The 25072-nt window shown below is 62.2% G+C and carries 24 protein-coding genes; 5 read left to right on the top strand and 19 right to left on the bottom strand.

The window, feature by feature from the left end:
* Positions 1 to 2 precede the first annotated feature (2 nt).
* Genes gspD through gspE form a run of 11 tightly spaced genes read right to left on the bottom strand, consistent with a single transcriptional unit; the run spans position 3 to position 10110 of the window.
* Complete coding sequence (gene gspD, locus QRN48_RS07435) at positions 3 to 2375, bottom strand: type II secretion system secretin GspD (RefSeq protein WP_285349772.1); 2373 nt, start codon at positions 2373 to 2375, stop codon at positions 3 to 5.
* Positions 2359 to 2895 carry a general secretion pathway protein GspN gene (locus QRN48_RS07440; protein ID WP_285349774.1) on the bottom strand — a complete coding sequence of 179 codons (537 nt, stop codon included), beginning with the start codon at positions 2893 to 2895 and terminating at the stop codon, positions 2359 to 2361. The genes gspD and QRN48_RS07440 overlap by 17 nt, the downstream gene beginning before the upstream one ends.
* On the bottom strand, positions 2892 to 3515 hold the full coding sequence (gene gspM, locus QRN48_RS07445; RefSeq protein WP_285349776.1) for a type II secretion system protein GspM: 624 nt from the start codon (positions 3513 to 3515) through the stop codon (positions 2892 to 2894). The genes QRN48_RS07440 and gspM overlap by 4 nt, the downstream gene beginning before the upstream one ends.
* Positions 3490 to 4545 (bottom strand): type II secretion system protein GspL, encoded by a 1056-nt coding sequence (locus tag QRN48_RS07450; RefSeq protein WP_285349778.1) that lies wholly within the window; start codon positions 4543 to 4545, stop codon positions 3490 to 3492. Before QRN48_RS07450 ends, gspM begins: the two co-directional genes overlap by 26 nt.
* Positions 4542 to 5273 (bottom strand): type II secretion system protein GspK, encoded by a 732-nt coding sequence (locus tag QRN48_RS07455; protein WP_285349780.1) that lies wholly within the window; start codon positions 5271 to 5273, stop codon positions 4542 to 4544. Before QRN48_RS07455 ends, QRN48_RS07450 begins: the two co-directional genes overlap by 4 nt.
* A complete protein-coding gene (locus QRN48_RS07460) occupies positions 5270 to 5908 on the bottom strand; it encodes a type II secretion system protein GspJ (RefSeq protein ID WP_285349781.1) in 639 nt (212 codons plus the stop codon). Before QRN48_RS07460 ends, QRN48_RS07455 begins: the two co-directional genes overlap by 4 nt.
* Positions 5905 to 6285 carry a type II secretion system protein gene (locus QRN48_RS07465; protein WP_285349782.1) on the bottom strand — a complete coding sequence of 127 codons (381 nt, stop codon included), beginning with the start codon at positions 6283 to 6285 and terminating at the stop codon, positions 5905 to 5907. Before QRN48_RS07465 ends, QRN48_RS07460 begins: the two co-directional genes overlap by 4 nt.
* On the bottom strand, positions 6282 to 6719 hold the full coding sequence (locus QRN48_RS07470) for a prepilin-type N-terminal cleavage/methylation domain-containing protein (protein WP_285349784.1): 438 nt from the start codon (positions 6717 to 6719) through the stop codon (positions 6282 to 6284). The genes QRN48_RS07465 and QRN48_RS07470 overlap by 4 nt, the downstream gene beginning before the upstream one ends.
* Positions 6720 to 6728: 9 nt before the next feature.
* A complete protein-coding gene (gspG, locus tag QRN48_RS07475) occupies positions 6729 to 7157 on the bottom strand; it encodes a type II secretion system major pseudopilin GspG (protein ID WP_285349785.1) in 429 nt (142 codons plus the stop codon).
* A gap of 18 nt (positions 7158 to 7175) precedes the next feature.
* Entirely contained in the window at positions 7176 to 8390 is a 1215-nt protein-coding gene (gspF, locus tag QRN48_RS07480; protein WP_285349786.1) for a type II secretion system inner membrane protein GspF, read from the bottom strand.
* Between the two features lies 1 nt (position 8391).
* Positions 8392 to 10110, bottom strand: coding sequence for a type II secretion system ATPase GspE (gene gspE / locus QRN48_RS07485; RefSeq protein WP_285349787.1), 1719 nt, complete (start codon positions 10108 to 10110; stop codon positions 8392 to 8394).
* 600 nt (positions 10111 to 10710) lie between these two features.
* Between gspE and QRN48_RS07490 the strand changes: the two genes are divergently transcribed.
* Both QRN48_RS07490 and QRN48_RS07495 read left to right on the top strand, forming a co-directional pair.
* Positions 10711 to 10962 carry a hypothetical protein gene (locus tag QRN48_RS07490; protein WP_420806876.1) on the top strand — a complete coding sequence of 84 codons (252 nt, stop codon included), beginning with the start codon at positions 10711 to 10713 and terminating at the stop codon, positions 10960 to 10962.
* A gap of 14 nt (positions 10963 to 10976) precedes the next feature.
* Positions 10977 to 13706, top strand: a complete 2730-nt coding sequence (locus QRN48_RS07495) for a beta-glucosidase (RefSeq protein ID WP_285349842.1) — start codon at positions 10977 to 10979, stop codon at positions 13704 to 13706.
* Positions 13707 to 13721: 15 nt separating this feature from the next.
* Here the strand turns inward: QRN48_RS07495 and QRN48_RS07500 are convergent, their stop codons facing one another.
* From QRN48_RS07500 to QRN48_RS07515, 4 genes are all read right to left on the bottom strand, one after another.
* Positions 13722 to 14369: a TetR/AcrR family transcriptional regulator gene (locus QRN48_RS07500; protein WP_285349789.1), complete on the bottom strand. Its 648-nt coding sequence runs from the start codon at positions 14367 to 14369 to the stop codon at positions 13722 to 13724.
* 39 nt (positions 14370 to 14408) lie between these two features.
* Positions 14409 to 15764, bottom strand: coding sequence for an MATE family efflux transporter (locus QRN48_RS07505; protein WP_285349791.1), 1356 nt, complete (start codon positions 15762 to 15764; stop codon positions 14409 to 14411).
* Between the two features lie 82 nt (positions 15765 to 15846).
* Positions 15847 to 18432, bottom strand: a complete 2586-nt coding sequence (locus tag QRN48_RS07510; RefSeq protein WP_285349792.1) for a bifunctional diguanylate cyclase/phosphodiesterase — start codon at positions 18430 to 18432, stop codon at positions 15847 to 15849.
* Positions 18433 to 18563: 131 nt separating this feature from the next.
* Positions 18564 to 19595, bottom strand: a complete 1032-nt coding sequence (locus QRN48_RS07515; RefSeq protein ID WP_285349793.1) for a DNA-binding protein — start codon at positions 19593 to 19595, stop codon at positions 18564 to 18566.
* A gap of 177 nt (positions 19596 to 19772) precedes the next feature.
* Here QRN48_RS07515 and QRN48_RS07520 point away from each other — a divergent pair, with 177 nt between their 5' ends.
* The 3 genes from QRN48_RS07520 (at position 19773) to QRN48_RS07530 (ending at position 22410) form a co-directional block, all read left to right on the top strand.
* Entirely contained in the window at positions 19773 to 20738 is a 966-nt protein-coding gene (locus QRN48_RS07520; RefSeq protein WP_191943253.1) for a tyrosine-type recombinase/integrase, read from the top strand.
* Positions 20739 to 20938: 200 nt separating this feature from the next.
* Positions 20939 to 21307 carry a histone-like nucleoid-structuring protein, MvaT/MvaU family gene (locus QRN48_RS07525; RefSeq protein ID WP_285349794.1) on the top strand — a complete coding sequence of 123 codons (369 nt, stop codon included), beginning with the start codon at positions 20939 to 20941 and terminating at the stop codon, positions 21305 to 21307.
* Positions 21308 to 21519: 212 nt separating this feature from the next.
* Positions 21520 to 22410 (top strand): alpha/beta fold hydrolase, encoded by an 891-nt coding sequence (locus QRN48_RS07530; RefSeq protein WP_285349795.1) that lies wholly within the window; start codon positions 21520 to 21522, stop codon positions 22408 to 22410.
* Between the two features lie 92 nt (positions 22411 to 22502).
* Here the strand turns inward: QRN48_RS07530 and QRN48_RS07535 are convergent, their stop codons facing one another.
* The 4 genes from QRN48_RS07535 to QRN48_RS07550 all read right to left on the bottom strand — a co-directional run bounded on the left by QRN48_RS07535 (position 22503) and on the right by QRN48_RS07550 (position 25047).
* Positions 22503 to 22679, bottom strand: coding sequence for a hypothetical protein (locus QRN48_RS07535; protein WP_191943256.1), 177 nt, complete (start codon positions 22677 to 22679; stop codon positions 22503 to 22505).
* Between the two features lie 77 nt (positions 22680 to 22756).
* Entirely contained in the window at positions 22757 to 23113 is a 357-nt protein-coding gene (locus QRN48_RS07540) for a hypothetical protein (protein ID WP_191943257.1), read from the bottom strand.
* A gap of 99 nt (positions 23114 to 23212) precedes the next feature.
* Complete coding sequence (locus tag QRN48_RS07545; protein WP_191943258.1) at positions 23213 to 23578, bottom strand: response regulator; 366 nt, start codon at positions 23576 to 23578, stop codon at positions 23213 to 23215.
* A gap of 80 nt (positions 23579 to 23658) precedes the next feature.
* A complete protein-coding gene (locus tag QRN48_RS07550) occupies positions 23659 to 25047 on the bottom strand; it encodes an ATPase domain-containing protein (protein ID WP_285349798.1) in 1389 nt (462 codons plus the stop codon).
* Positions 25048 to 25072: the final 25 nt, after the last annotated feature.

Consider the following 25072-nt stretch of genomic DNA (forward strand, 5'->3'; position numbering starts at 1 on the left):
GTCTAGCGCGCCGTTTGTGGGGCACCGTTAGCGTTCAGCAACTGCATCTGCTCACGGTAGTCATCAGTGACCTGCCGTGCCTGGCTGCTGCTGTTGATCACCCGCGGCGTGATCAGCACCAGCAACTCGGTGCGATCCTTGGACTTGCTGCGATTACCGAACAACCAGCCCAGCCCCGGCACACGGCCCAGATACGGCACGGCGCTGACGCTCTCGCTGTTGTCTTGTTTGATCAGCCCGCCGAGCAACACGGTCTGCCCGCTTTGCGCGGCGACCTGAGTTGACACCGAGCGCGTGGAGATACGCGGGTTGCCGTTGACGGTCACCGTGTCGTCGGCATCGCTGACCTGCTGCTGAATGTCCATGTACACCAGACCGCCCGGGTTGATGCGCGGTACCACATTGAGGATTACCCCAGTCTGCAGGTATTCGACGCTGCTCAGGGTGGTGTTGGAAACGCCGGTGTTGACCGTTGTCTGGCTGATGGGAATGTTGTCGCCAACCTGAATCTGCGCGTTCTCGTTGTTCATCACCACCAGCGACGGCGCCGACAAGACCTGGGTGCGGCCATTGGTTTCCAGCGCGTGAATCGCCACTTGCAGGTTGGTGCTGACGAAAGAATAGAACAGCGAATCAGTGGCACCAAGCCCGGCCCCACCTCCGCCCAGTGCGCCTTGACTGCCGGGGGTATTGGCCACCGTGGTGCTGGTGGATTTGCCAGCCAGACGGCCGAGGTACCACTGCACCCCTTGGTCGAGCTCGCCGGTCAGCTTGACCTCCAGGATTCGCGTCTCAATCTGCACCTGCAGTGGCGCGTTATCCAGGCGTTTGATAGCGGCTTCGATCTCTTTCCATTGCGCCGGGCGGGTACGCACCAACAGTTGATTACTGCTTTTTTGCGCAGAGATGCGCGTCGTGGCATCCAGGCCCTTTTGTGCGGTGCCCGTGGAGTCAATGGCTGAGCCCGAGCTGTCGTCGGAGCCGGCATCGCTGCTCGCGTCAGCATCTTGCTCTGGCTCATCGTCCGCACTCGTCGTGCCCTGAGCCATGCTGTTTTGAGACATCCCGTTCTGGGCCATGCCACCCTGGGCGCCGCCGCTCAGCCCGGTGCCCGAACTCATCCCCGTTCCCGCACCGACTCCGCCTGACGTGCCCCCCGTCAAAGACGACATCGACCGGGTGCGCAGGCCCGGCGCCACTTTGGCAGCCGCTTCCTCCTTGACGGCCCCAGTGCCATAAATCTGCTTGAGGTACCTGGCCAGGTCAGTGGCCTTCATGTTGCGCACGTCGTACACGTAGAGCTGCGGTTCGTTGCCGCCACCCTCATCGATGGTACGAATCCACGTCCCGACCTCGTTCAGGTATTCCGGCTGGGACGAGAATGCCACCACCGAATTGGTCCGCTCGATCGGCAGAAACCGCACCATCCCCGCCAGCGGCATGCCGCTGTCCGGTCCGAACAGCTTCTGCAGCTGGGGCATCAACTCGCTCACCGACGCGCGTTGCAGGCCAAACACGCCAACCGACATGCCCTTGAGCCAGTCAACGTCGAAGGTGTCGATGGTCTGCTGATAGTTGGCCAGTTCCTCGGCGGTGCCGGCCAGGCTCAATACGTTGCGCGCCGGGTCGACCAGCAGGAATGCATTTTCCCGTGCAAATGGCTTGAGCAGCTTTTGCATTTCAGTGGCAGAGATATAGCGCAGCGGGAACAGCCGCGCCGACAACCCGGCCGAGGGCTGAGCCACGGCCATTTCCGGGACCAGCTTGCCGGCGATGGCCTGGCTGGCGGGCAGAATCACGTAGCGGTTGCCCTGGCGAATCATTGCGTTGTCCGTCCAGGACAGCAACGTTTCCAGGATCGACAGCGCCTGCTGCGGGTTTACCGGCCGCGAGGTGGAAAAGCTCACCTCGCCTTTCACCCCTTGGGCAATGGTGTAGCTCTCGTGAAGCATGTCGCCGAGGATGCTGTTGACCACCGCTTCGATGGGCTGGTTGGCGAAGTTGAACACGATGTCGCCCGCGGCGGCTTGGGGCACTGCAGCCGCGGACGCGGGTGTTTTCACAAAACGTTGCGTGCCCCTGATGATCTGGCGAGTGCCGGAGCTGGCAGTTAATGCACCGGTTTGACCTGCCTGCGGCTGCGCGGCTATTGGCTCGCTGCCCGCTTCGCTACGCGGATCGATCGGCGCACGCTGGGTGCCGGTGCCGTCCAGGGCCTCGCGCAGCATGCCGTTGTCCGCTTCCAGCGTCGCAGGATTTGTCGCGCAGCCCGCCAGCGCGACCGCCGCCGCCAGGCACAACATGGGAGAACGCAATGTGGCGCCAGGGTTGGAATGCCGGAGGCGACGCAGGGAGGGATTACGGGGCAGAGTCATGGAAGTCTTCACGGGAAAGGGAAAGCGGAGGTCGGGATGAAGGCGCAGGCAATCTCAGGCGCTGGACCATCAATGTTTCGTGGCGCTCGCCGAGGCTGAACGTCGCGCTGGTCGGGGTGATGGCGTCGAGCGTCCAGCCACCTTCCAACTGCCCGTTGAGGCGCACTTTCAGTGCCGGGCCATTGGCGGGTTTGATAAACGCCAGCTGCACATCGGCGTTGTACAACACGCCGGTCAGGGTCAGGCCGTTGAGGCTGGACGCCGCCGGGTTGGATACCCCGGCGTTGTCGGGGTGACGGTCAGGGCTGAACAGCGGCGCCTGCCAGGCATTGGCCAGGCTGGACAGCACCGGGCGCGGCAACACCGTCGCCGTTGCCACGATCAATGGACGCGGAGCCGTTTGCGCAGGCAACCAGTCGACGGCGCGCCACGTGCCGTCCAGCACCAGACCAATCAATGTCAGCAACACTAGCGCAATGCCCAGGAGCAGGCCGTCGACACGTTTCAGAGTGTTTTTCATGGCGTGACCTGCGCAGCTGCGGGCTCAAGCGCAACGGGCTGCAGATAGCCACGGATCAGCAGTTGCACCGTCAGTCGCCCTGCCCCGCCTTTGCCAGGCGCAGCGGTAGCGCGGCGTATGCCCATGTGATCGATGAACAGCAGCGGGCGCTGGTATTCCAGCGCGTGCAAGACACTCATCAGTGGCTCAATCGCGCACTCCAGCGTGACGCTGACCTTGATCTGCCGAAACGGCTCGCTGGCGTCCTGTTCCGGTGTGATCGGCATGCGCTGGGTCAACTGACAGCCGGCGCCGCTCGTCTTCTGGGCAGCAATCACGTCCGCGACGTGCTGCATCAGGTCGGCCGCAACGGCGCTCGGGTCGGCGCCCGGGAGCAGGCTTGCGCCATTGGACGGATCTTCCTCGGCGGTCTGCAAGGCGGCGTGCAAAGGTTCACGCTGCAACAGCAGAGCGGCGTAGCGCTGCTGTTGGGACCTCAGCTGGCGGGTTTCTTCGGCGATGTCCCGCAGCGGGCCGGTGAACCAGCTGTCGATGAGCAGCCAGTAACCGGCGCCGATTACCAGCGCAAGGATGATCAGGGCCGCGCCGCGGCGTTCACGGGGTGTCAGCGTGCGGCGCATCGGCGGCCTCCTGGTGCAAACGGGCGTGGAGCGCAAACCGGTCTTTGCCGGTATCGGGGTCAGGCTGAATGACGCCTTGAAACTGAGGGTTTTCCAGGCTGCGGCAAGCCTTCGCACGGCCGATCAGGGCACTGGCCCGGGCGCTCTGGCCAGACAGCGACACGTCGGCGGCATCGACTTCGAGTTGATCGAGCCAGGTGTCATCGGGCAGGCAGGCGGTCAGCTCGCTCAAAAGCGCGGCCAGGGTTGTCTGCGCGCGCTTGCGGCGACTCAGGTAGTCAGCAGCGCCCTGCGTGTTAGCCAGCTGCTGGCGCAGTTGCTGAACCTCGGCCACCTGAGCTTTTTGCGCATGCACCGTGTCACGCATGGCAGCCAGCCGTTGCTGACGGTCGTTGACCCACGCCGCCATCAGCGTGATCAGCAACACACCACAGGCGGCAACCAGTACGCGGCGCCGACCGGTGCCGGGGTGTGGGTTCAACGGACGTGCCGATGCCGGGAGCAGATCGACGCCCAAGGGCGTGCCGTCTTGCGCGCAGACGTCCACACACTCCGGCGTCAGACCCCGGACGGCGCAGTCCGCCAGAATGCCCTGCAGCCGCTCCCGGGCAATCGCAACCAGGGTGATCTGCAACCATCCACCGCTGCGACCGTCCTGGCGTACGACGTAATGCAGATGGTCGCGCGGGTATGGCGTGTACTTGTCCAGCTCGTAGCCGACCACCGCTGTCAGGTCACGCCCTGCCGCGGCGGGCAGTTGCAGACGATGGGTCATCACGAGCGTGGCCGGCAGCAACAGCACCTGTCGGGCGCCAGGCTGAGCCTCAAGCGTTGCCGCGTCGAAAGGCCAGCGGTGGCGCTGCACCTGTGGCGGCGCGCCGAGCCGATGGCGCAGGCCTGACGGCAGGCACTGGCGCAACTCGTCCAGCCACAGCTGCCACGCGCGTTGTGCCCTGCTGCCGCGCCAGCGGCGTTCAACCGTTGCCAGGCAATCCCGGACCCGTGCCGAGGGTGAAAGTAATGAGTTCATTCTTGCCAACGCAACACCCGATAAGGCTGAGCGTTACCCTCCGATGGGGACAGTAGAACGGTGGTTTGAAGACGGGCGACGACACCGCCCGGCAGTTGCGCACGGCTGTCGATGCTCAGCACACTGCCTGCATCGGCGTCATGGCCGCCCGGGTTTGTTTGCAATGGCAGGCCCAGCGCACCGCGCAGCAAGGGCGAAGCAAACGCGGCGTCCGGGCGCGACAGGCCGCTCCACAGCGTGACGTGGGGGGCGATGCACCCGTACAGGGTCTGAGTCATGCCCGGCACCTTTCGCAATTCCTCGATGACCCGCAGCGGGGTAGCGCCATTTGCCAGCCGCGCCTGCAACGCCCGGCTCAGGCGCAGCGCCTGACCACGCTCGGCCCCACAGGCCTGCGCCACGCGGCTGACGTCCTCGGCGCTGGCAGCGTTCAGGTCCAGCTTGCCGCGTTCGCTGCTCACACTGACCTCCAGCTGCGCATCGTCGAATGCCAACGGGACTGCGCGGCCATCGGCCATCCAGCGCGGGCGGTGACGGGTATCCAGCACTGCTTGCAACGCGAGACTCACGCCGGCCTGGGCCGCCAGCAGCGCCTGGGTATGCTGGCGCTGCCAGGCGGCCTGACGATTCTCCAGTTGCACCCAGCCGGCCAGCCCGCCGAGCAGCAGGCTCAGCGTGGCCAAGGTCCAGAGCACCAGCAGCAGGGCGACCCCGCGCTGCGCCCTCATCTGCCCTCACCCGTGACTGAACCCGAGCCGCCGCCCGACAGATCAAGACGCAAGGCGATGACTTCTTCAGGCCAGCCCGCCGCGCCGTCCAGTTGCACCTTGACGCGCACAGTGCCCGGCAAGCGGTTGGGCCAGGGCCACGCATCGAGCCAGCCGGTGGGTTTCCCTTCCGGCGTTGCGCCGCGATAGCTCAGTGCCAGGCCTCGAACGCCATGCAGCAACACCTGTGGCTCGCCCCACGCGCGCAACACGTTGTCCTGCACCTGAGCGAATGCAATTTGCATCCATTGCTGCGCCGGCGGCCCTGCCAGCTCAATCGTGTGCAACTGAATGCCGCCGCCCAGATTGCCCGGCAGGGTCGCGACGAACTGCAAGCGCTGCGATGAACCGACGAACAACCCGGCACCGGAAGCGCCGTTGTCGGCGAGGCCCAGCGGCAGCGCCTGGCTGATAGCCTGACGCAAGAGGCCCTGGGCTGCCCGCCGCTCGTCCAGCCGCGTGGCGTAACGATCGGCCTTCATCACTGCGCGGTTGGCCCCCACCAGCGCCCCGCCCACCAGTGTCAGCAAGACCGCCAGCAGGCTGAGGACGATCAGGATTTCCAATAAAGTGAAGCCGCCCTGTCGCCTGTTCATCGCGCGCCCGCTCGCGCCGGGTTGACCAGGCGCAGCGTGCTGAAGCGCGCCTGATGCGGCCCCTCCCTGACGGCCAGTTCAATGCGCAACAGCTGCGGCTGTCCTGGAGCAGCGGCTAACGGCGCCACGTCCATGGCCCACTCAATGCGCCCGTCGACGACGCCGTCGCTGCGACCCGGCTGCAATACCCCGACAGCCTGCTCGTCGAGCACCGAGCGCGCGACCTGGCTGAGCCGGTCGGCGCGGTCAACCTGTTGCAGCGCACGCGCGCTCTGCCCGAACGCCAACAGCAAGACGCCGCTGCACAGCGCCATGATCACCAGTGCGGCAAGCATCTCCAGCAGCGTGAAGCCGGTCTGACGCGTGCGCGGGGTCATGGCAGCGATCGGCTCTTGACGCTACCGGTGAGCCAGCCGATGTCGATGCGCGAACGCCGCTCACCCTGAAAAACCACCAGGTTGCCGCCGCTTGAACTGCCGTCCGGGTAGAAGGCGAACGCTGCGTCCAGATCCGCTGCGGTGTTGAGCTGCACGCCCATGTTCGCCGGCCACTGCCGGGGCGGTTGGCCTGGCGCCTGGAAGGTGCGGCGGGCCAGGTCGAAACGGGTTTCGCGAGGCTGCCCGCTGATGATCGCTGCACTGCGCGTCGCCCGCAGGGCCTGGACCATCTGCCCGAGCAACTGACGTTCGGCGGCCTGCTGCAAACCTTTGTTCAAGCCGAACCCGACCACGGTGATGCCGATGCTCATCAGCACGATGACCACCAGCATCTCCAGCAGGGTAAAACCACGGCTTGCTCCGGGCGCGTTCATGCTCGCCGGTTACTCCCAGTTGCCGAGGTCGGCGTTGTAGCCTTCGCCGCCGGGCTGGCCATCCTGACCGAAGAAGATCAGATCGAACGCACCATGCTGACCTGGAAAGCGGTAGCCGAAGGCATGACCGAACGGGTCTTTCAGATCCGACGGCTTGGCGTAAGGCCCGGCCCAGCCCGAGGCGTTGGCGGGCCTGGCGAGCATCTGCTGCAGGTCTTTTGGCGGCGAGCCCACGTCCAGCCCGTAGCTTTCGATCTTCATGCTCAGGCTCGCCAGCTGGGCTTTGCCGGCGCCGTATTTGCCTTTGTCGACGTTACCGCCGACCTGGCGCACGACGATGGTCGCGACGATCCCCAGCAGTACGATCACGGCGAGCATTTCCAGCAGCGTGAAGCCGCGCTGGCGGCGATTTGCAACGGTAAACGGCAGACGGCGCATCGGTTCAATCCTCAGGGTTCAAATGTTGCTGGTCAGGCTCATCAGCGGCAGCATGATGGCCAGCATGATCACTGCCACCAGCGCCGCCATGACTACCGTCAGGGTCGGCACCAGCGCGGCGAGCATGCGGTCGATGCCACGTTTGGCCTCGATGTCGAACACGTCCGCGACCTTGAGCAGCATGGTGTCGAGTTCGCCGGCCTGTTCGCCGACTTCGATCATTTGCAAGGCCAGGTCCGGCAACAGCGGCTGCTCGCCAAAAGCGCTGGCCAGGGTGCCGCCGCCCTTGACTGACTCACTGGCCTGCTCGACCTGTTGTTGCAAGGCGCGGTTGCTGCAGACCTGCCGCGCGATGACCAATGCCTGCAACAACGCCACGCCGTTGCTCAGCAACGTGCCCAGCGTGCGCGCCAGCCGGGCGGCTTCGATGCGTTGCAGCAATGGCCCGATGACGCGCAGGTGCAACAAGCGCCGGTCACGTCTCAGGCGACGCAGCGGATCGCGCGAACGCAGCACAACCGTCCAGACCAAAGCAACAACGCCGCCGAGCAGCATCAGCCCGTCATCGGCGAGGAACTGTCCCAGCCAGAGAATGGCTTGGGTGATGAAGGGAATCGGCACGCCCAGGTCGCGGAAGATCGGCACGAATTGCGGCACCACGTAGGCCAGCAACAGCGCCAGCGAGCCGAGCACGCCGACCACCAGAAACGCCGGGTAGATCAGCGCATTGATCACTTCGCCGCGCAGCATCTGGCTGCGTTCCAGGTATTCGCTGAGCTGACGCAAGGTATTTTCCAGCGCCCCGCCCGCCTCGCCCGCGCGAACCATGCTGATGTACAGCGGCGAGAACTGTCGGCCCTCTTCTTCCAGGGCAACGGACAACGGCTTGCCGGCCTTGACCTGCTCGCGAATGCGCTCGATCAGCGCGCGGGTCTGAACCTGCTTTCGGGACTGGCCCGGTTGGCGCAGCAAAATGGTCAGCGACCGTTCGAGGGGTTGGCCGGCGCCCAGCAGCGTTGCCAGTTGCTGGGTAAAGCTCATCAGCGCCGCGCCGCTCAGTGCGCCTCGGCCGAGTGCCTGGTGCAGGCCGCCCAAGCTCGATGCGTCGATCTGCAGCACCATCCAGCCGCGCGTGTGCAACAGCGCCACGGCCTGATCACGGTCGGGCGCGTCCAGCAGGCCCTGTTGTTCAGCGCCCTGGCCATCCAGCGCGCGGTATTTGAACGCACTCATGTCATTCGCCTCGGGTCACGCGCAGCACTTCTTCCAGGGAGGTGATCCCGGCCACGGCCTGACGCAGCCCCTCTTCGTGCAGCGTGCGCAACCCGGCGCGGCGGGCCGCTTGCTCCAACGTCGAGGCATCGGCGCGGCTCATCAGCAGGCTGCGCAGCTCTTCGTTCATCACCAGCAGTTCGGTGATGGCGCTGCGGCCTCGATACCCGCCGCCGGGGGCGTCGCTGCGCGGGCGATACAACAGGATCGGGCGTTGATCGGTGAAGCGCTCCAGTTCGTGTTCGTCGATCAGCGCCTGTGGGGCTTCGAAGGCTTCGCGGGTGAGCGGGTCAAGCCGGCGCACCAGGCGCTGGGCGAGGATGCCGTTAACGGTGGAAGCAATCAGGTAGCTTTCGACGCCCATGTCCAGCAGCCGCGTGATGCCCGCGGCTGCGCTGTTGGTGTGCAGGGTCGAGAGCACCAGGTGCCCGGTCAGCGAAGACTGAATGGCGATGCGGCAGGTTTCGAGGTCGCGCATTTCACCGATCATGATCACGTCCGGGTCCTGACGCACGATGGAGCGCAGCGCACCCGCGAAATCGAGGCCGATGGCCGGCTTGACCTGGATCTGGTTGATGCCTTCGAGCTGATACTCGACGGGATCTTCGACCGTGATGATCTTGCGCTCGGCGGTGTTGAGGCGTGACAGCGCGGTGTACAGGGTGGTGGTTTTGCCCGAGCCTGTCGGGCCGGTGACCAGCAGAATGCCGTGGGGTCTTTCCAGCACGGCGAGGAAGGCATCAAGGCGCTCGCCGTCAAAACCCAGGCTGGGAAAATCAAAATGGATGGTTTGTCGGTCCAGCAAACGCATCACCACCGATTCACCGAAGCTGGTGGGCACGGTGCTGACCCGCAGGTCGAGCTCCTTGCCCTGAATGCGCAGCATGATGCGGCCGTCCTGAGGCAAACGCCGTTCGGCGATGTCCAGACGCGCCATGATTTTGAGCCGGGAAATGACTGCAGCCGAGGAACTCGATGGCGGCGCCTCGGCTTCGTGCAACACGCCGTCGATTCGATAGCGCACCTTGAGCTGGCTCTCGAATGGCTCGATGTGGATGTCCGATGCACGCTGCTCGACGGCGCGTTGCAGGATCAGGTTCACCAGCCGGATGACCGGAGCTTCGGAGGCCAGGTCCTTGAGGTGTTCAATGTCTTCGGGCGAGCCGTTGTGGTCGTCCAGCGACTCGATCAGCGTGCCGATGGCGCTGCGGCCCTGCCCGTAATAGCGCTCGATGAGGGTATCCACATCGTTGCGCGTGCCGATCGACAACCACACCGGCACCTGGCAGCAGTAAGCGATGGCTTCGAAGGCGTAGGCGTCGGCCGGGTTGGCGGAGGCCACGTGCAGACCGTCTTCACGCCACGCCAGCGGTACCACCTGGAAATGCCGCAGGAAGCGCTCGGTCAAGGCCGGTAACGGGTCAATCAGGTCGGCAGCCGTGTCCAGCGCCAGCAGCGGGACTTCAAGCAGCGCCGCCCAGGCCCGGGCCATTTCCGTCTCCGACACCAGGCCCAGCCGGGTCAGCAACGTCAGCAGCCCGGCGCCCTCGGACTCGGCTATCAAACGGCGTGCCCGCTCCAGATCGGACGCTTTGAGCCCGGCGTGCGCCGACAGCCAGGCGCAGACCTGTTCGGCATCCGGGATCTGCAGCTGTCTGGCATCGAGGGGACTTGGCGGCATGGGGTTTAAACGTCTGGATGAATAACAGCATTGGGAGGGCCGGCGAATAACAGACAGGCCTTACTTAAAGCGCCGCCCACGCGTTATATGCCCAGGCCTGTTTGACCAACGGCTTTGTATTGTAAAAGTTAAGTTGATGGCGCTTAACGCAAGATACAAATAAACGCGCGAACGCTATAAACCACCGAAGTCACACGATGAACTTCGGCAACTAAGGCAGTTATGCGGCCGTCTGATTTTCCATGGGTTATTCAGCGCCGAGAGAGCTTACCAGCAAGCTAAACCTAATAGCAATTAGGTTTTCGATATCGCTAGAGGTTACCGGTAAAACGTCGTTTATAGGCTTTTCGTGCCGCTTAATAGGGTTTATCTAGCTATTTATTGCGAAATTAGGGCTTATCTTGTGAATGCCGTGGCCAGTGCGTGTGTTTTTAGCGGTTTGACTCAGCGCTTTTTCGATCACCGGTCGGGCGCAAAAAAATAATCTTGCAAACTCTGAACTTAATAGTAGATTCCCCGGACTTAACGAGCGCCTCGAACTCATCGAGCCCGGTTTGCGCGCTGTACTTATTTCCACACCCCTCAATCGAGAAACAATCGATGAATAGAACCCTGCTGTCTGTTTGCAGCGTCGTGCTGTTTGGCGCCTGCAGTTTTGCGGCCGTTGCTGCGGACTCAACCCATCAACAAACTTCAAACTCGACGGAAACACTTCGCGTCCAGGTTGAAAAGCAACGCGAGCAGATTTCCGGCGTCGACCAGGTGGCCGTGCCGGCTGCCCGGACCTCTTCAACCGTGCTCGATGCCCCGGTTGATACCGGTGACGCGCCTGCCCTGGTGCAGAAGCCATGAACGACCGCCTTCACATGACGACAGACCATCACCTTTCCGCGAGGACGTTCCCCTTGTCAGCCTTCAAACACACCATGGCGCTGAGCCTGCTGGCGATCAGCATCGGTCAGGCATCGCTCGTTCAAGCGGCAACGCCCATGACCGGCAATGATGTCGAAGCGCGCGTCGGCGCCGTGCTGGACAACATGAACATCTCAGAGAAGATCAACTTCACCCGCGTTGACGACGGCCACATGATCCCTCGCCTGCCGAAATGGGGCATGGAGGGCACGATTGCCTACGACTCATCCATGGGCGTACACGTCAACAACGCAACCTTCGGCGCGCAGTACCCGGCGCAGTCCGCACTTGCCGCGACCTGGAGCATCAATCGCGCCAAGGAATTCGGCCTGGCCATCGGCTACGAGACGCGCATTTCCGGCGGCCAGCAAATGCTGTCGCCCGGCGTCAACCTCTACCGCACCCCGTTTGGCGGGCGTTCCGCCGAGTACGTGAGCGGCGAAGACCCGTTCCTCGGTGCCGTCATGGGCCCGGCTATCGCCAACGGTATTCAGGCGCAGGGCATTCAGGCGGCGGGCAAGCATTTCCTGGCCAACGAGCAGGAAGCCAACCGTCACTACGTGAACATCAAGGCCGATGAGCGCACCTTGCGTGAGCTGTACCTGCCGGGGTTCGAATCGCTGGTGAAGAACGCCAACGTCGCGTCGATCATGTGCGGTTACAACAAGATCAACGGCGACTACGCCTGCGAGAACCATCACTTCCTGACCGAGGTCCTGAAAGGCGAATGGGGCTATCAGGGCAACGTGATGAGTGACTTCAACTCGGTCCAGGATGCGTTCAAAGGCGCGTGGGCCGGGACCGACATCGACATGCCGTCAGGCCTGCAATTCACCGAAGCCAAGCTGCTGCCCTACCTGTGGAGCGGCCAGCTGACCCAGAACGTCATCGACGACAAGGTCAAGCGCAACCTGCGCGCCCTGGTGAGCTACGGCTTCGACAAGCAACTCAACAAGGCTCAGCCCCTCGAGCACCCGGAATACGGTCAGCGTGCTTCGCTGAACATGGCCCGTGAATCGATCGTGCTGCTGCGCAACGAGAAGACCTCGGCCGGCAAGCCGTTGCTGCCGCTGGCCCGCGACGCGAAAATTGCCGTGATCGGCGATCTGGCGCTGCAACCGCCGACCTCGCCGTTCGGCACGCCCAACTCGCCGCCCAACACCTACGTCACCGAACTCAGCGGCTTGCAGCAGTTGGCCTCAGAAGGCGCCAACGTCGAATACCTGCGTGAGATGAGCCTGAACCCCAAGGCCTCGGTCTGGTATCAGCCGGCCACAGGCCAGAACGGGATCAGCAACACCGGTGTGAAGGCCGAGTACTTCTCCAATACCCAGCTGTCGGGTTCTCCGGCGCTGACTCGCGTCGAGCCTGGCGTCAACCTCGACTGGATCGCCAACAGCAACACCACCGACAACGGCGTCACCGCAGTGTCGGGCTTCAACACCACACCGGGCGCGTTTTCCGCACGCTTCACCGCGAAGATCAAGCCGACCATCTCTGGCGAGCAGGTCTTCAAGGTGCGTGCCGACGGCGCGTTCAAAGTGTGGGTCAATGATGAGCTAGTCCTCGAGAACGACGGCACCCAGAAGTCTTTCGACCTGATCAACGCATTGGTCACTTCCGGCAAAACCGCGCGTCTGCAAGCGGGCAAGGAATACACCGTTAAACTCGAGTACCGTCGCCTGCAGGGCAATTTCACGCCGGTACTGGGTGGCCTGGCCGGGGTTCAGATGAGCTGGGCCTCGCTGCGTCCACCGAAGGATCTCTCGAAGTACGACGCCGTGGTCATTGCCGCGGGTACCAACTACGAGTACGAAGGCGAGTCCAACGACCACGACTACGCGCTGCCTGAATATCAGTCTGACCTGATCACCTACGCCACCAAGGCCAACCCCAACACCGTGGTGGTTTTGCACAGTGGCGGCGCGCTGGACATGCAGCCGTGGGCGAACAAAGTGGGCGCCAGCCTGCACGCCTGGTTCCCTGGTCAACAAGGCGGTCAGGCCCTGGCCGAGATCCTCTATGGCAAGGTCAATCCATCGGGCAAATTGCCGATCACCATCGACAAGAAGATCGAAGACAACCCGAGCTACCCGTCGTATTCCGATCCCAAGCAGTACCTGGGTGACAATGCGCTGACCGAAATGAACTACAGCGAAGGCATCTACCTGGGCTATCGCGGTTATGACAAGAAGCACGCCAAGCCGCTGTATCCGTTTGGCTACGGTCTGTCCTACACCACGTTCGATTACAGCGACCTGAAGCTGTCGACCAACGTGATGGCGCCGGGCAGCACGGTTGATGTGAAATTCACCGTGACCAACACTGGCTCCCAGGCAGGTTTTGAAGTTGCGCAGCTGTACGTTCACCCTGCCAACCCGGCAGTCGACCGTCCGGAAAAAGAGCTGAAGGGCTTCACCAAGGTGTATCTGCAGCCGGGCGAAAGCAAGACTGTGAGCATCCCGATCGACTCACGCTCGCTGGCTTACTACGTCGAGAAGACTGACAGCTGGGATGTGGACGCCGGCAAGTTCAAGATCCTCGTAGGCCCGGATTCCGAGGACCTGCCGCTGGATCGCACCTTGATCACCCTGTTCCCGGAACACCTGACCACCCGCGACAGCAACCCGCTGCCGTCACCGCTGCGCAAGGCAGTCCAGGTCAGCGCTGCACAGACCTACTAAGCCCCTCTTTCAAGCTCAGGGACGAGCTTGAATGTCTGCTTTCAACCGCTGCAGGTAGATATCGAAGACGGCCATCACGTCCACCTCTTCGGGTGCCCTCAGCCACTGAATCTGCAAGCCATCCATCACTGAAAAAATCTCTTGGGCCAGGGCTTTCGCCTGGATGTCGGCACGAATCTCGTTCGCCTGGATCAAGGCCTGGAGGTGTCCCTGCGCGTGATGGTGGGTGATGTGGAAGCGTTCTTTGTACCAGGCGTACGCCGGGTGCAGACTGGACAGGCTCTCCGTGTTCAGCACCATGGCAGCCTGGCACTCTGCGGCACTCTCCACGCTGAAGCTCATGCTCTGCCGCAAAAAGCGGACAAACCCCTCCAGCGTCATCTCCATGGTCAGCTCACTGAACCGCGACACTACGCGCTCATCCCGCCGCTCCAGCAGCGCGTTGAGCAGCGCTTCCTTGTTCGGAAAGTGATGCAGCAGGCCCACGGTGGTTATGCCGGCAAGCTGGGCGACGTCTTTCATCGATGCACCCGAATAGCCGTCCCGAGCGAAGATCTCGGTCGCCGCATCGAGCAACGCGGCCCGGCGCATTTCGCCCTTCGGCGCGCGGCGGCGCTTGGGCAAAGCCACCTCGGGCGAGTCGTTCCCTGATTCGTCTGTCATAAACCCTTGTCTCGATGATTCGAAAAAAGCCTGAGCACGTTAAACCTGCGCCTGCGCTTCGACACGCCGGCGCAGAAACCGCCTGGCCGTGACGGACGCGATTGTAATCGAAGTCAGGGCAATCAACGCGTTGCCGGTGAGCATGGCGGGAAAGGCGCCGGCTGCGCCGAACAGGTGAATCCCGCCAATGATGAACGGCACCGTGCCCAGGCTGGCACGCAGCCAGGCGAACATCGCTACCAGCCACGGCCGTCCCATGGTGACGAACATGGCGATGGCGACGAAATCCAGCCCCATGACGGCCCAAAGGCCGCCGCCGACGTGGCAGAAGGCAAGAAAGATTGCTCGCCCTGCGCCCTCCAGTTCATAGGTGTTAGCCAGTGGATTGGCGACGAGCAGTAACACGCCCCACACCATCAGCCCGTACACAATGACCAGCTTGCGGCTGAAACCAATGGCCGCGGCGACTCGCTGGTGGCGATGGGCACCGATGTTCTGCCCGAGCACAGGCGCGAGTGCGGCGGGCAACGAGAAAAATACGCAGTAGGCAAACTGCATGATGCGGTCCATCACCGACATCGCCGCCAGTGCCGAGGTGCCGTAGGCGCCAATCGAAGACACCAGATAGGTCAGGCCCACAGGCGTCGCCAGGTTGGCGACCATCGCCGGCAGGCCGACCTGCATGACCTTGCCGGTGTGCAGGCGCAACAGCCTCGCGCGCAGGGTAAACGGCATTGCCAGGCGGGCCCGCAGCCAGTAAAGGCCCAGGCCGAGGGAAACCAGCGCGGACAATGCATAGGAGATCCCCGCGCCTTCAAGGCCCAGGCCCAAACCGAAAATGAACAGCGGGTCGGCCACCGCCAGCACGGCGGCGCCGGACAACACGACGCACAATGCGCGGCGACTGTCGCCCGCGGTTCGCAGGATTTGCGCAGCCATTTGCATGGCCGACTGCAACACGCTGAACGGCAACGTCAGCCAGATGAACACGCGCGCGGCTTCGTAGGTGTTGCCATCCGCACCCAGCCAATGGGTCAGCGGTTCCAGCAAGGCCAGTTGCAACGCGGCCGTCGCCCCCGACGCGATGACCACCATCAGCATCAAGTGCGTGACCAGTCGCGATGACGCCTTGGACGCACGATGGCCAATGCGCTCGGAGAGCACCGTCGCCGCAGCGATGATCAGACCGCTGGACACCGCGCTGTTGAGAAAGATCAGCACCTTGGCCACACCGGTCGCGGCCAGCAGCAGCGGGTCGTGCAGCATCGAGACGTAAAGCAGCGTGAAGATGTCCACCAGAAACACCGCCAGCAGGCTCAAGGCGCTGGTGCTCGACATCACCATCACGTGCCGGGCCACCGAGCCTTCGGTGAAAACAGCGCGCGGGTGGGTCATGGGAGCTCCAGAAAGAAACGGCGGCAAGGCGCAGGGGGTTGAAAGCGTGCGCCGTCCTGACTGGGCGGCGCCGGGGCGCACTTTAAACGTTTGTATCGACCTCTGCCGTCATTCTCGTGGCCAGCAGCGCGTGAAAGTCAGTGGTGGTCAGCGGGCGACTCAGGAAATACCCTTGCCCCTCTTCACACTCCACCGCCTTGAGCAGCTGCAAATGCTCTGCGGTCTCGATGCCCTCGGCCGTTACGGTCAGCGAGAGCGCCTGACCGAGCCCGATAATGGCTTGCACGATTGAGCGGTCGCTCTCGTTTTCGCTGAGCCGGGTCAGGAAGCTGCGGTCTATCTTCAAGCCGTCGAACGGGAACGTGCGCAGGTAACTCAACGACGAGTACCCGGTGCCGAAGTCATCCATGGCGATGCGCACGCCCAGTTGCTTGAGGGTGAGCATGACCTCCAGCGCGCCGACGGCGTCTTCGATCATCACCCCTTCGGTGATCTCGAATTCGACCCGCGAAGGCGCGATGCCTGTGGCTTTGAGGGCGAACTGAATTCGCGCCGGCAGATTGCCGCGCTTGAACTCGGCAGGCGAGAGGTTGATGGAGATGAAAAGGTGCTCGGGCCAGCGCGCGGCCTCGCTGCACGCCTGAGTCATGACCCAGTCGCTCAGCGGAATGATCAGGCCGGTTTCCTCGGCAATCGGGATAAACGTGTCGGGCGCAATCAGGCCACGCTGTGGATGCTGCCAGCGCACCAGCGCTTCGGCGCCGACCATCTCGCCGTCGGCAATGCGAAAGCGCGGCTGGAAGTGCAGGCGCAGCTCGTTGTGTTTGATCGCATAACGCAGGTCGCTTTCCAGTCGTCGCCGTTCGATGATCCTGGCGTTCATGTCCCCGGCATAAAACCGCCAGGTGCCGCGACCGCTGGCTTTGGCTTCATACAGTGCGATGTCGGCATAGCGCAACAACTCGGCGGCTTCGCGGGCATCGGTGGGCGCCATGGCGATGCCGATACTGGCGCTGACGAAGATCTCCTGATCGTCGAGCAGTACGGGCCGCTCGATGGACTCGATCAAGCGCCGGCACAGCGACTCGACTTCGTCCTGGGTGCGGGTGTCGCTAAGGATGAGCACAAATTCGTCACCGCCGACCCGCGCCACCAGATCACCGTGGCGCACGCAGTCCGACAACCGCGCCGACACGTCGTTGAGCACGCGATCTCCGGCCGCATGGCCGAGCAGGTCATTGACCGGTTTGAAGCGATCCAGGTCAAGGCTGAGCATGACCAGCGGCTGATCGAGGGTTGGCAATGCCTTGAGCTTGCCGTCCAGAAACTCCTGCAGCCGTACCCGGTTGGGCAAACCGGTCAGGGCGTCGTGTTGAGACAGGAATTCGATACGCCGGCGGGCTTCGACTTCTTCCGTCACGTCCGTCGCGGTGCCGCGAAAGCCGCCAGCGCTCATGGCGCGCGCGGAGAGACGACTGACCCGTTCGCGGCCGCAGGTTTCCAGGTAGCGGCACTGGATGGTGATGTCAGGGCGGCGGTTGGGAATCGCCAGCCATTGCGACACCTTGCCCAGCTCGGTCTGCAACAGGTCATCCATCAAGGCCCCGATCCATTGCGACCGGTTCAGGCCGGTCACGCTTTCAAAGCGGTCGGACAGATAGGTGAATCGTCCCTCGCTGTTGATCTCCCAGACCCAGTCCGAGCTGGCCTCCACCACATCGCGAAAACGCGCTTCGCTGGTGGCCAGTGCGCTCTCGCTCTTTTGCAACGAAGCATAACTGTCATCAAGAAACCGCGCGGCGGCGGTGGTGCGACGCAAAATGGCCCACGTCATCAGGCAGACCAGAATGGCAGCCAGGCCAATCAGCGGCAAACCCATAGCCAGCAGGCGCTCACCCGGCTTGGGCGGCGTCCAGTGCAGCGCACCGGCGTCGCCGCCCTCGCCCAGCGGGAAAATGGACACCTGTGAGCGTTCATCCGGCGTGGCGACGTGCAGGCCATCGACGCCGTATTCCTTGCCCAGCGCTGCCAGCTTGGTGTCATCCAGCACGTCAACGAAGATCAGCACCGAAGGCGCGCGGCCGTCGAGCTCCACGGTGGGGTCAGTGCCGGGGGTAATCGCCGCAGCGGCCACCACCGCAGGGGTCCCGTTCAGGTCGATGAACATCGTTACCGGCGTTTCGGTTTCCGCGCCCTGGCGCGCCTTGGCCAGGATCTGTGCCTTGGCCTGCCCCAGCCACACATCGGCACTCACTTTCTCCAGCTCGCCTTCCACCACCGCATACACCGTCTGCCCGGCCTCGTCGACGACAAAAAGGCCCTGAAAGCCGAAATCGCTGTACAGCGTGGGCCCGACATTCTGGCGCACGAACGCCCAGTCCGGATCGACCCTGAGGTGCAGGTAGCGGTAAGCATCGCCCCAGAATGCGTAGTCCTTGACCGTGACAGTCAGGGACTTTTCCAGCGATCGCACGGCCTTTTCGGTGTAGAACGCGCTTTCGACCTCTTCTGTGTGGTCCAGATCATTGGCGAGAAACACCAACAGGTAAGCCGCCAGCAAAAAGACCCCCGCCAGCAGAAAAACGAATTTGAACAGCGAGCCTCGGGCAAGCGCCACGGTCGATGGGCTGTTGGTTGAGGCGTTGTGTGTGGAGGGTTGAATTGACATGGTATTCCGCAGAATTCAAGACGCGTCGGTCGCTAACGTCTGTATCGGCGGAAGTTTGGCAATGATGAGCGACGCGGCACCACATCCGTTCGACCGGATTGCAGGCACGGCGCGCTGGCCACTGGCATTACTTACGCGCTGTCCGGCGGCGCTGCTGCAGTGGCTTCTTGAGTGGCATGCGACTTGGCGCGAAGGGTCTCGTCGCGAAGTGCTTTGAGCTCGTCGCTCAGCGCAGCAGCGTGCTGATGGGCCTGCGAGAGTTGCTCCCGTGCCGCGGACACGGCTTGCTGCAGAGACAGGTTGTCGGCTTTTGCGGCAGTGACTTGCTCAAGCAGCTGTTCGCGAACGCCATCCGCCTTCGCGCTGGACATCTGCGCAGCGCGAAGCTCGGTGGCGAGGCGTTGCGCCTGCTCTTGTTGATCGGTCAGCGCGCGTGCCTGCTGGCGCAGCTCGCCCAGCAAGCGCTCGTTGTCGCGGTTCAGCCGCGTGGATTCATCCTGCTTGATAACCAGCGTCTCCTGAAGCTTGCGTTGCTCGAGCTGAATCTGCTGAAGCTGAGCCTCATGCCGGCGCTGATCCTGTTCGCGCTGGGTTTTCATTGCCTCGCGGTAGTGCTCCAGCGCTGCGCGGGCGTGGACATGCTTCTCCTCCAGTGACTGGATCTGCCGCTCCTTGTCCTCAACCCGCCTCTCGAGGTCCTGGCATTGCTGGCTCAGCTTGGCGTTACGGGTTAGCTCCGTCTGCCAGGACGACTGCGTCGTCTGCAACACACCGCTTTGCTCGGTAAGCGCCGCCTGTTGTGAGTCGCACTGGATCCGAGCCGACTTGAGGTCTGCCTCTGCGCCTTCCAGTCGCGCCTCCCACTCGGCCCGCTGACGATCGAATTCCGCCTGCGCCTGAGCAACCACTTCGGCACCCTCCTCCGCGAGCCGATCCAGCAGGCCTTCGACCAAGGCTTTGAGCTCTCCACTCATGCGCTCCCGGGACGTCGCCTCCCTCGGTGTCTGCGTTTCCAGCTCCTTGAGACAGCGAGCGATGGTGGTTTTAGACCCGGTGTTACCGAGCTCGACGCGCACGGCGTCGATGCTGGGGTACACGCCTCTACCGAGCAACGCCTGCCGAGCTTGCTCGACAACTGCCTTATTGATTCCACCGCGCGCCATGTCATCTCCTACAATTTCGTACCGTGTTACGTAACACGCTATTACAGGCTACGTTAACAGTTAAAATATCATATGGAAATGTTTCAGCTGACCGCCGATAATAGTGCTTTATCGCATCCTAGCCTTCCCACTGCGTGTTTGGAGGCTGGCAGAATCGTGTCGCCGTCATGAGGTCTTGTGGAAAAAGCCGATCGCTACCTGTCAGCCGGCACGCGCGCCAACACGCGGCGCAGCTATCGCGCTGCAATTGAGCATTTCGAAGTGGTGTGGGGCGGGTACTTGCCCACGACCGGCGACGGCATCGTCCGCTACCTCGCCGAGTACGCAGACCAGCACGCTATCAGCACACTCAAGCAACGCCTGGCCGCGCTCGCCCAGTGGCATGTCACACAGGGCTTCCCCGACCCCACCAAAACGCCGACCGTGCGCCAGCTGCTCAAGGGCATCCGTGTGGTGCACCCTGCCCGTGCCCGGCAGGCCGCGCCGCTGCTGCTGCGCCATTTGCAGCAGGCGGTCGAGTGGCTTGAACATGAGGCGGACGCCGCCTGGCAACGGGGGGATCACAGCACACTGATGCGCCACCGTCGCTCCATTGCCCTGGTGCTGATCGGCTTCTGGCGCGGCTTTCGCGGGGATGAACTGGCAAGGCTTGAGGTGGGCAACACAGAAGCGCAGGCCGGCGAAGGCATCACCTTCTACCTGCCGTACACCAAGGGCGACCGCCAGCACGAAGGCACTACCTTCCGCACCCCCGCCCTTAAAGCACTGTGTCCGGTGAATGCTTATATAAACTGGATCACCGTGGCGGGCCTGACCCAGGGCCCGGTGTTCCGTCGCATTGACCGCTGGGGGAATCTGTCGGACGAGGCGATCAACTCCCATAGCCTGGTGCCAATGCTGCGACGCATTTTCAAGGATGCCGGCTTGCCCGAGGATCTCTACAGCAGCCACTCAATGCGCAGGGGATTTGCAACTTGGGCATCAGCCAATGGCTGGGATATTAAGAGCCTGATGAATTATGTTGGATGGAAGGACATTAAATCTGCGCTGCGGTATGTAGACCCCACGAGTTCTTTTGGCGGGCTGGCGTTGAATGCGACGTCGATAGCACCTCTGCAACAGCCTGCGCTGCCTGAACGCTGAACGAGGAGAGTTCTAATGACGCCGGTATCAAGGCGCCGCAGCGCTAAATTAAATAGTGAAAAGTTGAGCGTCAGGACTGGCATCCATGCAGTCACACGCACTACAGTGTCGACGGTTACATCAGTAGCCACCGTGCGCTCCAATGTTCGCCAGTGCTAACGCCGCACGTCAGTATCAACAAACCGAAACATGGAGTTCCAATGTCTAAACTTGCTGAATACCGCCAACTCGAACGTCACCTCGCCGACCAACTGGCTGCCCTGGAAGCCATGAAAGGCGATAAAGGCCTTGAGCAGGAAATCGAATTCGAAGGCAAATTGCGTACGCTGCTGGGTGAATACAACAAAAGCCTGAAAGACATCATCTCGATCATGGATCACTCCACCGGGGCCAAACAGGGCAAGAACAACAGCGCCCCCGAGAAAACCACTCGCAAAGCCCGGGCTGTCAAAGTCTACAAAAACCCGCACACCGGTGAAGTAGTAGAGACCAAAGGTGGCAACCACAAAACCCTGAAAGAATGGAAAGCCGAGCACGGTTCCGACACCGTGGAATCCTGGGTTTCCTGATCTGGCCGCCGGTTGAACGGCGCCATGGACTGGCCCTGTTTGATCAGTCGACCATCGGCCGATGCACGCGCCCAGTGCGCTGCATCGGTGATTACCCGCTTATCAAGCTGACTTCCTTTTAATTGATGTTCACGCTCAGTCATTAATCCGATCACCATCGCCGGGCCAGACCTCGTCGAGGCTCGCAGCCAAAACTCTGCCGGAGCCAGTGCGTGAAGAATATCGTTGCGGGTGTGCTGGATGTCGCTTACCTGGACCAGGGACCGGTTGATGGCCCTGTGGTCGTGCTGCTGCATGGCTTCCCCTACGACATCCGGGCATATGACGATGTCGTGGCGCGCCTCTCGCATGCCGGTTATCGCTGCATCGTGCCGTATCTCAGAGGTTATGGCCCGACCCGCTTCATCGATGCCGCGACGCCTCGCTCTGGCGAGCAGGCTGCGCTCGGTGCTGACCTGCTGGCGTTGCTGGACGCTCTCGGCATTGGCAAGGCAATCCTTGCCGGGTACGACTGGGGTGGGCGCGCCGCCTGTGTGGTAGCTGCGCTGTGGCCAGAACGGGTAACGGGGCTTGTCAGCTGCGACCCGGGTTACAACATCCAGGACATCGCCAAAGCCAATACCCCCGCCTCGCCCGAAGCCGAACGCCGACTCTGGTATCAGTATTACCTGCATGGAGAACGCGGGCGCGCAGGCCTTGCCGCCAACCGAGGCGATTTCTGCCGCCTGCTGTGGTCGCTCTGGTCCCCGACGTGGGCATTCACCCAAGCCACGTTCGCCAACACTTGCTCATCGTTTGACAATCCGGACTTCGTTGAGGTGGTGGTGCACTCCTATCGCCACCGCTACGGGCTGGTGGCAGGCGATCCGGCATATGCGCAGATCGAGCAGGCGCTGGCATCCAGGCCCGGAATCGTGGTGCCGACGATCATTTTGTCGGGCGCCGATGACGGTGTGTCGTCAAAGCGTGATGACAGGTCTGCGGTGCGGGGCTTCAGCGGACAGGTGACCAGGAGGGTGATTGAAGGCGTAGGGCACAATGTGCCACAGGAGGCGCCGGACACATTCGTCGATGCAGTGATCAACGTGTCCGGGAATGTTTGAACAGCACATAAGTCCAGCAGCTCTCTGAACACCCGCCCGTTCAAAAAAGATCAGGAAGAACCGCGGTTAAAACAACAAATTAACACTCGCGGTCAGGAAGACTGCTCGGCATTACTTAACTCAACGGCAGACTTGGCCGCCTCCACCTCGTCATCGAAATAACTGACGTCACCCTCATCATTCTTGACGCGGAATACAGCGGTGACCCCGGGCTGCCTGTGTTCCAGCGGAATATCGTCACCTTCAAGTCGGACCACTGCCACTGCCATACCGTTCTCCCTTTAACATTTAGACCTGAACTTCCCTCGGCGCCAGATACCGCTCCAACCAATGGCGCCGCAGTTTATCAGTGAGCCACCGCTAAACCACTTCGCTGTGTAAACGCGCCGGGCTGCGCACGGGTTGGCGAAGTGCTGAATACCTGGGCACTTTGAAGTGTCACGGGCAGAGGGCGGTATTCAAGATCAATCATGCGCACGCCGTTGATCTGCGGTTGCGCACAGGGCAACGCACCAAACGCGGTGGCGAGAACTATCTGATCCGGATGAAACAGCACGATGGTCTCCGCGCTGACGGCGTCCATGTACAGCGAATAGGGAGACGCGGCGTCAGGGCACACTTGATGGCGAAGTTCGTTCAGTGCGCGAAGGCGACGGTAGACAACAGTGCCCTCGCCTAATGATTTGCTGTACCAGGTATTCATTGCCACTGCTCGTCTCGTAAGCGTTATCAGTATCGACCCTGCACTGAAACGATTCGTTCAACCCTGAAGGCCGATACAGGACCCATTTATGCAATGGGCTTACGTACGGTCATCAAACAACGCCTGAATTTTCCCGATGACATGATCGATATCGAACGGCTTCTCAATGATCTCGGCAAACAGATCCGGCCGCTCTGCGCCCAGATAGGCCTGGGCCCCGCTCATCAGGATGATCGGCGTTCGTGCGTAGAGCTCGCGGGCCTTGATTGTCTCGGCCAGTTCGAGCCCCGTCATACCCGGCATCATGAAGTCGGTAATGATCAGGTCGGGCCGTTCACGGTCGAGGACCTCAAGTGCCTTGTTGCCACTGCCAGCGACGACGGTCATGAAACCCTCGTCTTCCAGCGCAAAGCTTAGAATATCGGCAATCAGGTATTCGTCGTCGACGATCAGAATGGTCGCCATCAGAGGAATGCTTCCCACGATGCCGCGACCGTTAGGCGACGCTTCACGCTTTGCCACCTCCCCGTTGCGAATCGCATATCTCAGACCTTCTTCATGGTGATTCCAGCACGGCTCATCACGACTTCAAGTGGCGAGGGATCGTAAGCGTTGTCTCTGATCTTCAGAATGGAAACCTGGCGTTGAAGTTCAGTCCGGTGCTGCACGAACTGGACGAGCAGCAGGTTATCGACCACTCCTGAAATGTCTGGCATCAGAACACCCGCACGATTGTCGATCAAACGGTGCGCCTCCCACGCTGCCATCACCGTGACGCCGCGCGCGCGAAGCTCGCCGAGTAACGTTTCGAGCACATCCAGCGCCCTGCTCGGATCTGCCGCCGTACGGCTCAAGGCGTTGATGCTGTCGATGAAGACGCGCTTGACCTGTTGCCGCTCGACGCGCTCGAGCAGTTCGTAACACAGCCGATCGATCAGCCCTGCCGATGCAGGGTTCCAATCGATATGCACCGCGCCTGCCGCCTCCAGCGAAGCGAAATCGCGACCCAGTGAGCGCGCCTTGGCCTTGGCCCGTTGCGGGGATTCATGGAATCCGAAATATAACCCGGGCTCTTCAGCGGAACAGCGGCCCAGGAACTGCAGGCCCAGCGAAGTTTTGCCTGCACCGGAAGGGCCCATGATCAACGTTACGGAAGTCCTCACCAGACCACCGCCGATATGCGCGTCGAGCGCATCGATGCCGCTGCCGACCAGAATCTGAGGGGTGTCCAGCGGCAGATCGGCGCGGATCAGCATGCTTTCCAGGCGCGGGTAGATCGATATGCCCTGGTCGTTGATCTCGAATTCGTGCGCTCCGGGAATCGCTCCGCTGCCCCGGGTCTTGCGCATTTTGATACGGCGCACCGTCCGCGAGCCGACGATTTCCTCGCCCATCTCGATCACGCCATCAACCATGGTGTGCTCAGGGCTGCCATCGTCGAGCTGCGAGCTGGTGAGAAACATCACGGTGCAGCCGGCAAATGCAGCATGTCCCTGCAGCTCGGAAATGAACTGCTTGGTGTCCAGCGGCGTTTCAGCCCTGGAGCGTGCGTTGAGCAGGCCGTCGAGTATCAGCAGACTTGTTTGCTGGCGAGTGATCTCCCTGCGCAGCAGCTTGACCACTTCGTCCAGGCCGTCGTTCTCGAGGGTGTCGAACGCACTGACGAACTGAATGCTTTGGCCGACCGCGCTGCGGTCGAAGAAGCTTAACGTCGACAGAAAATGGAACAGTCGGTCGTGGGGCTCGGCAAGCAGCGTGGCAAACAGCACGCGGCCATTGTGCCGAACATGATTGAAACCCAGTTGATTGGCCAGGATGGTTTTCCCGGAGCCTGGCTTGCCTTGAACGATATAGGACGCGCCTGCGACAAGACCGCCCTTGAGCAAAGCGTCAAAGCCTCTGATTCCGCTTTCAAGGCGTTTTAGCTGATTCAAATCTGCTCCCTCTCCTGATGCCCCT

Source organism: Pseudomonas sp. ME-P-057 (assembly GCF_030208975.1).
GTDB lineage: Bacteria > Pseudomonadota > Gammaproteobacteria > Pseudomonadales > Pseudomonadaceae > Aquipseudomonas > Aquipseudomonas lutea.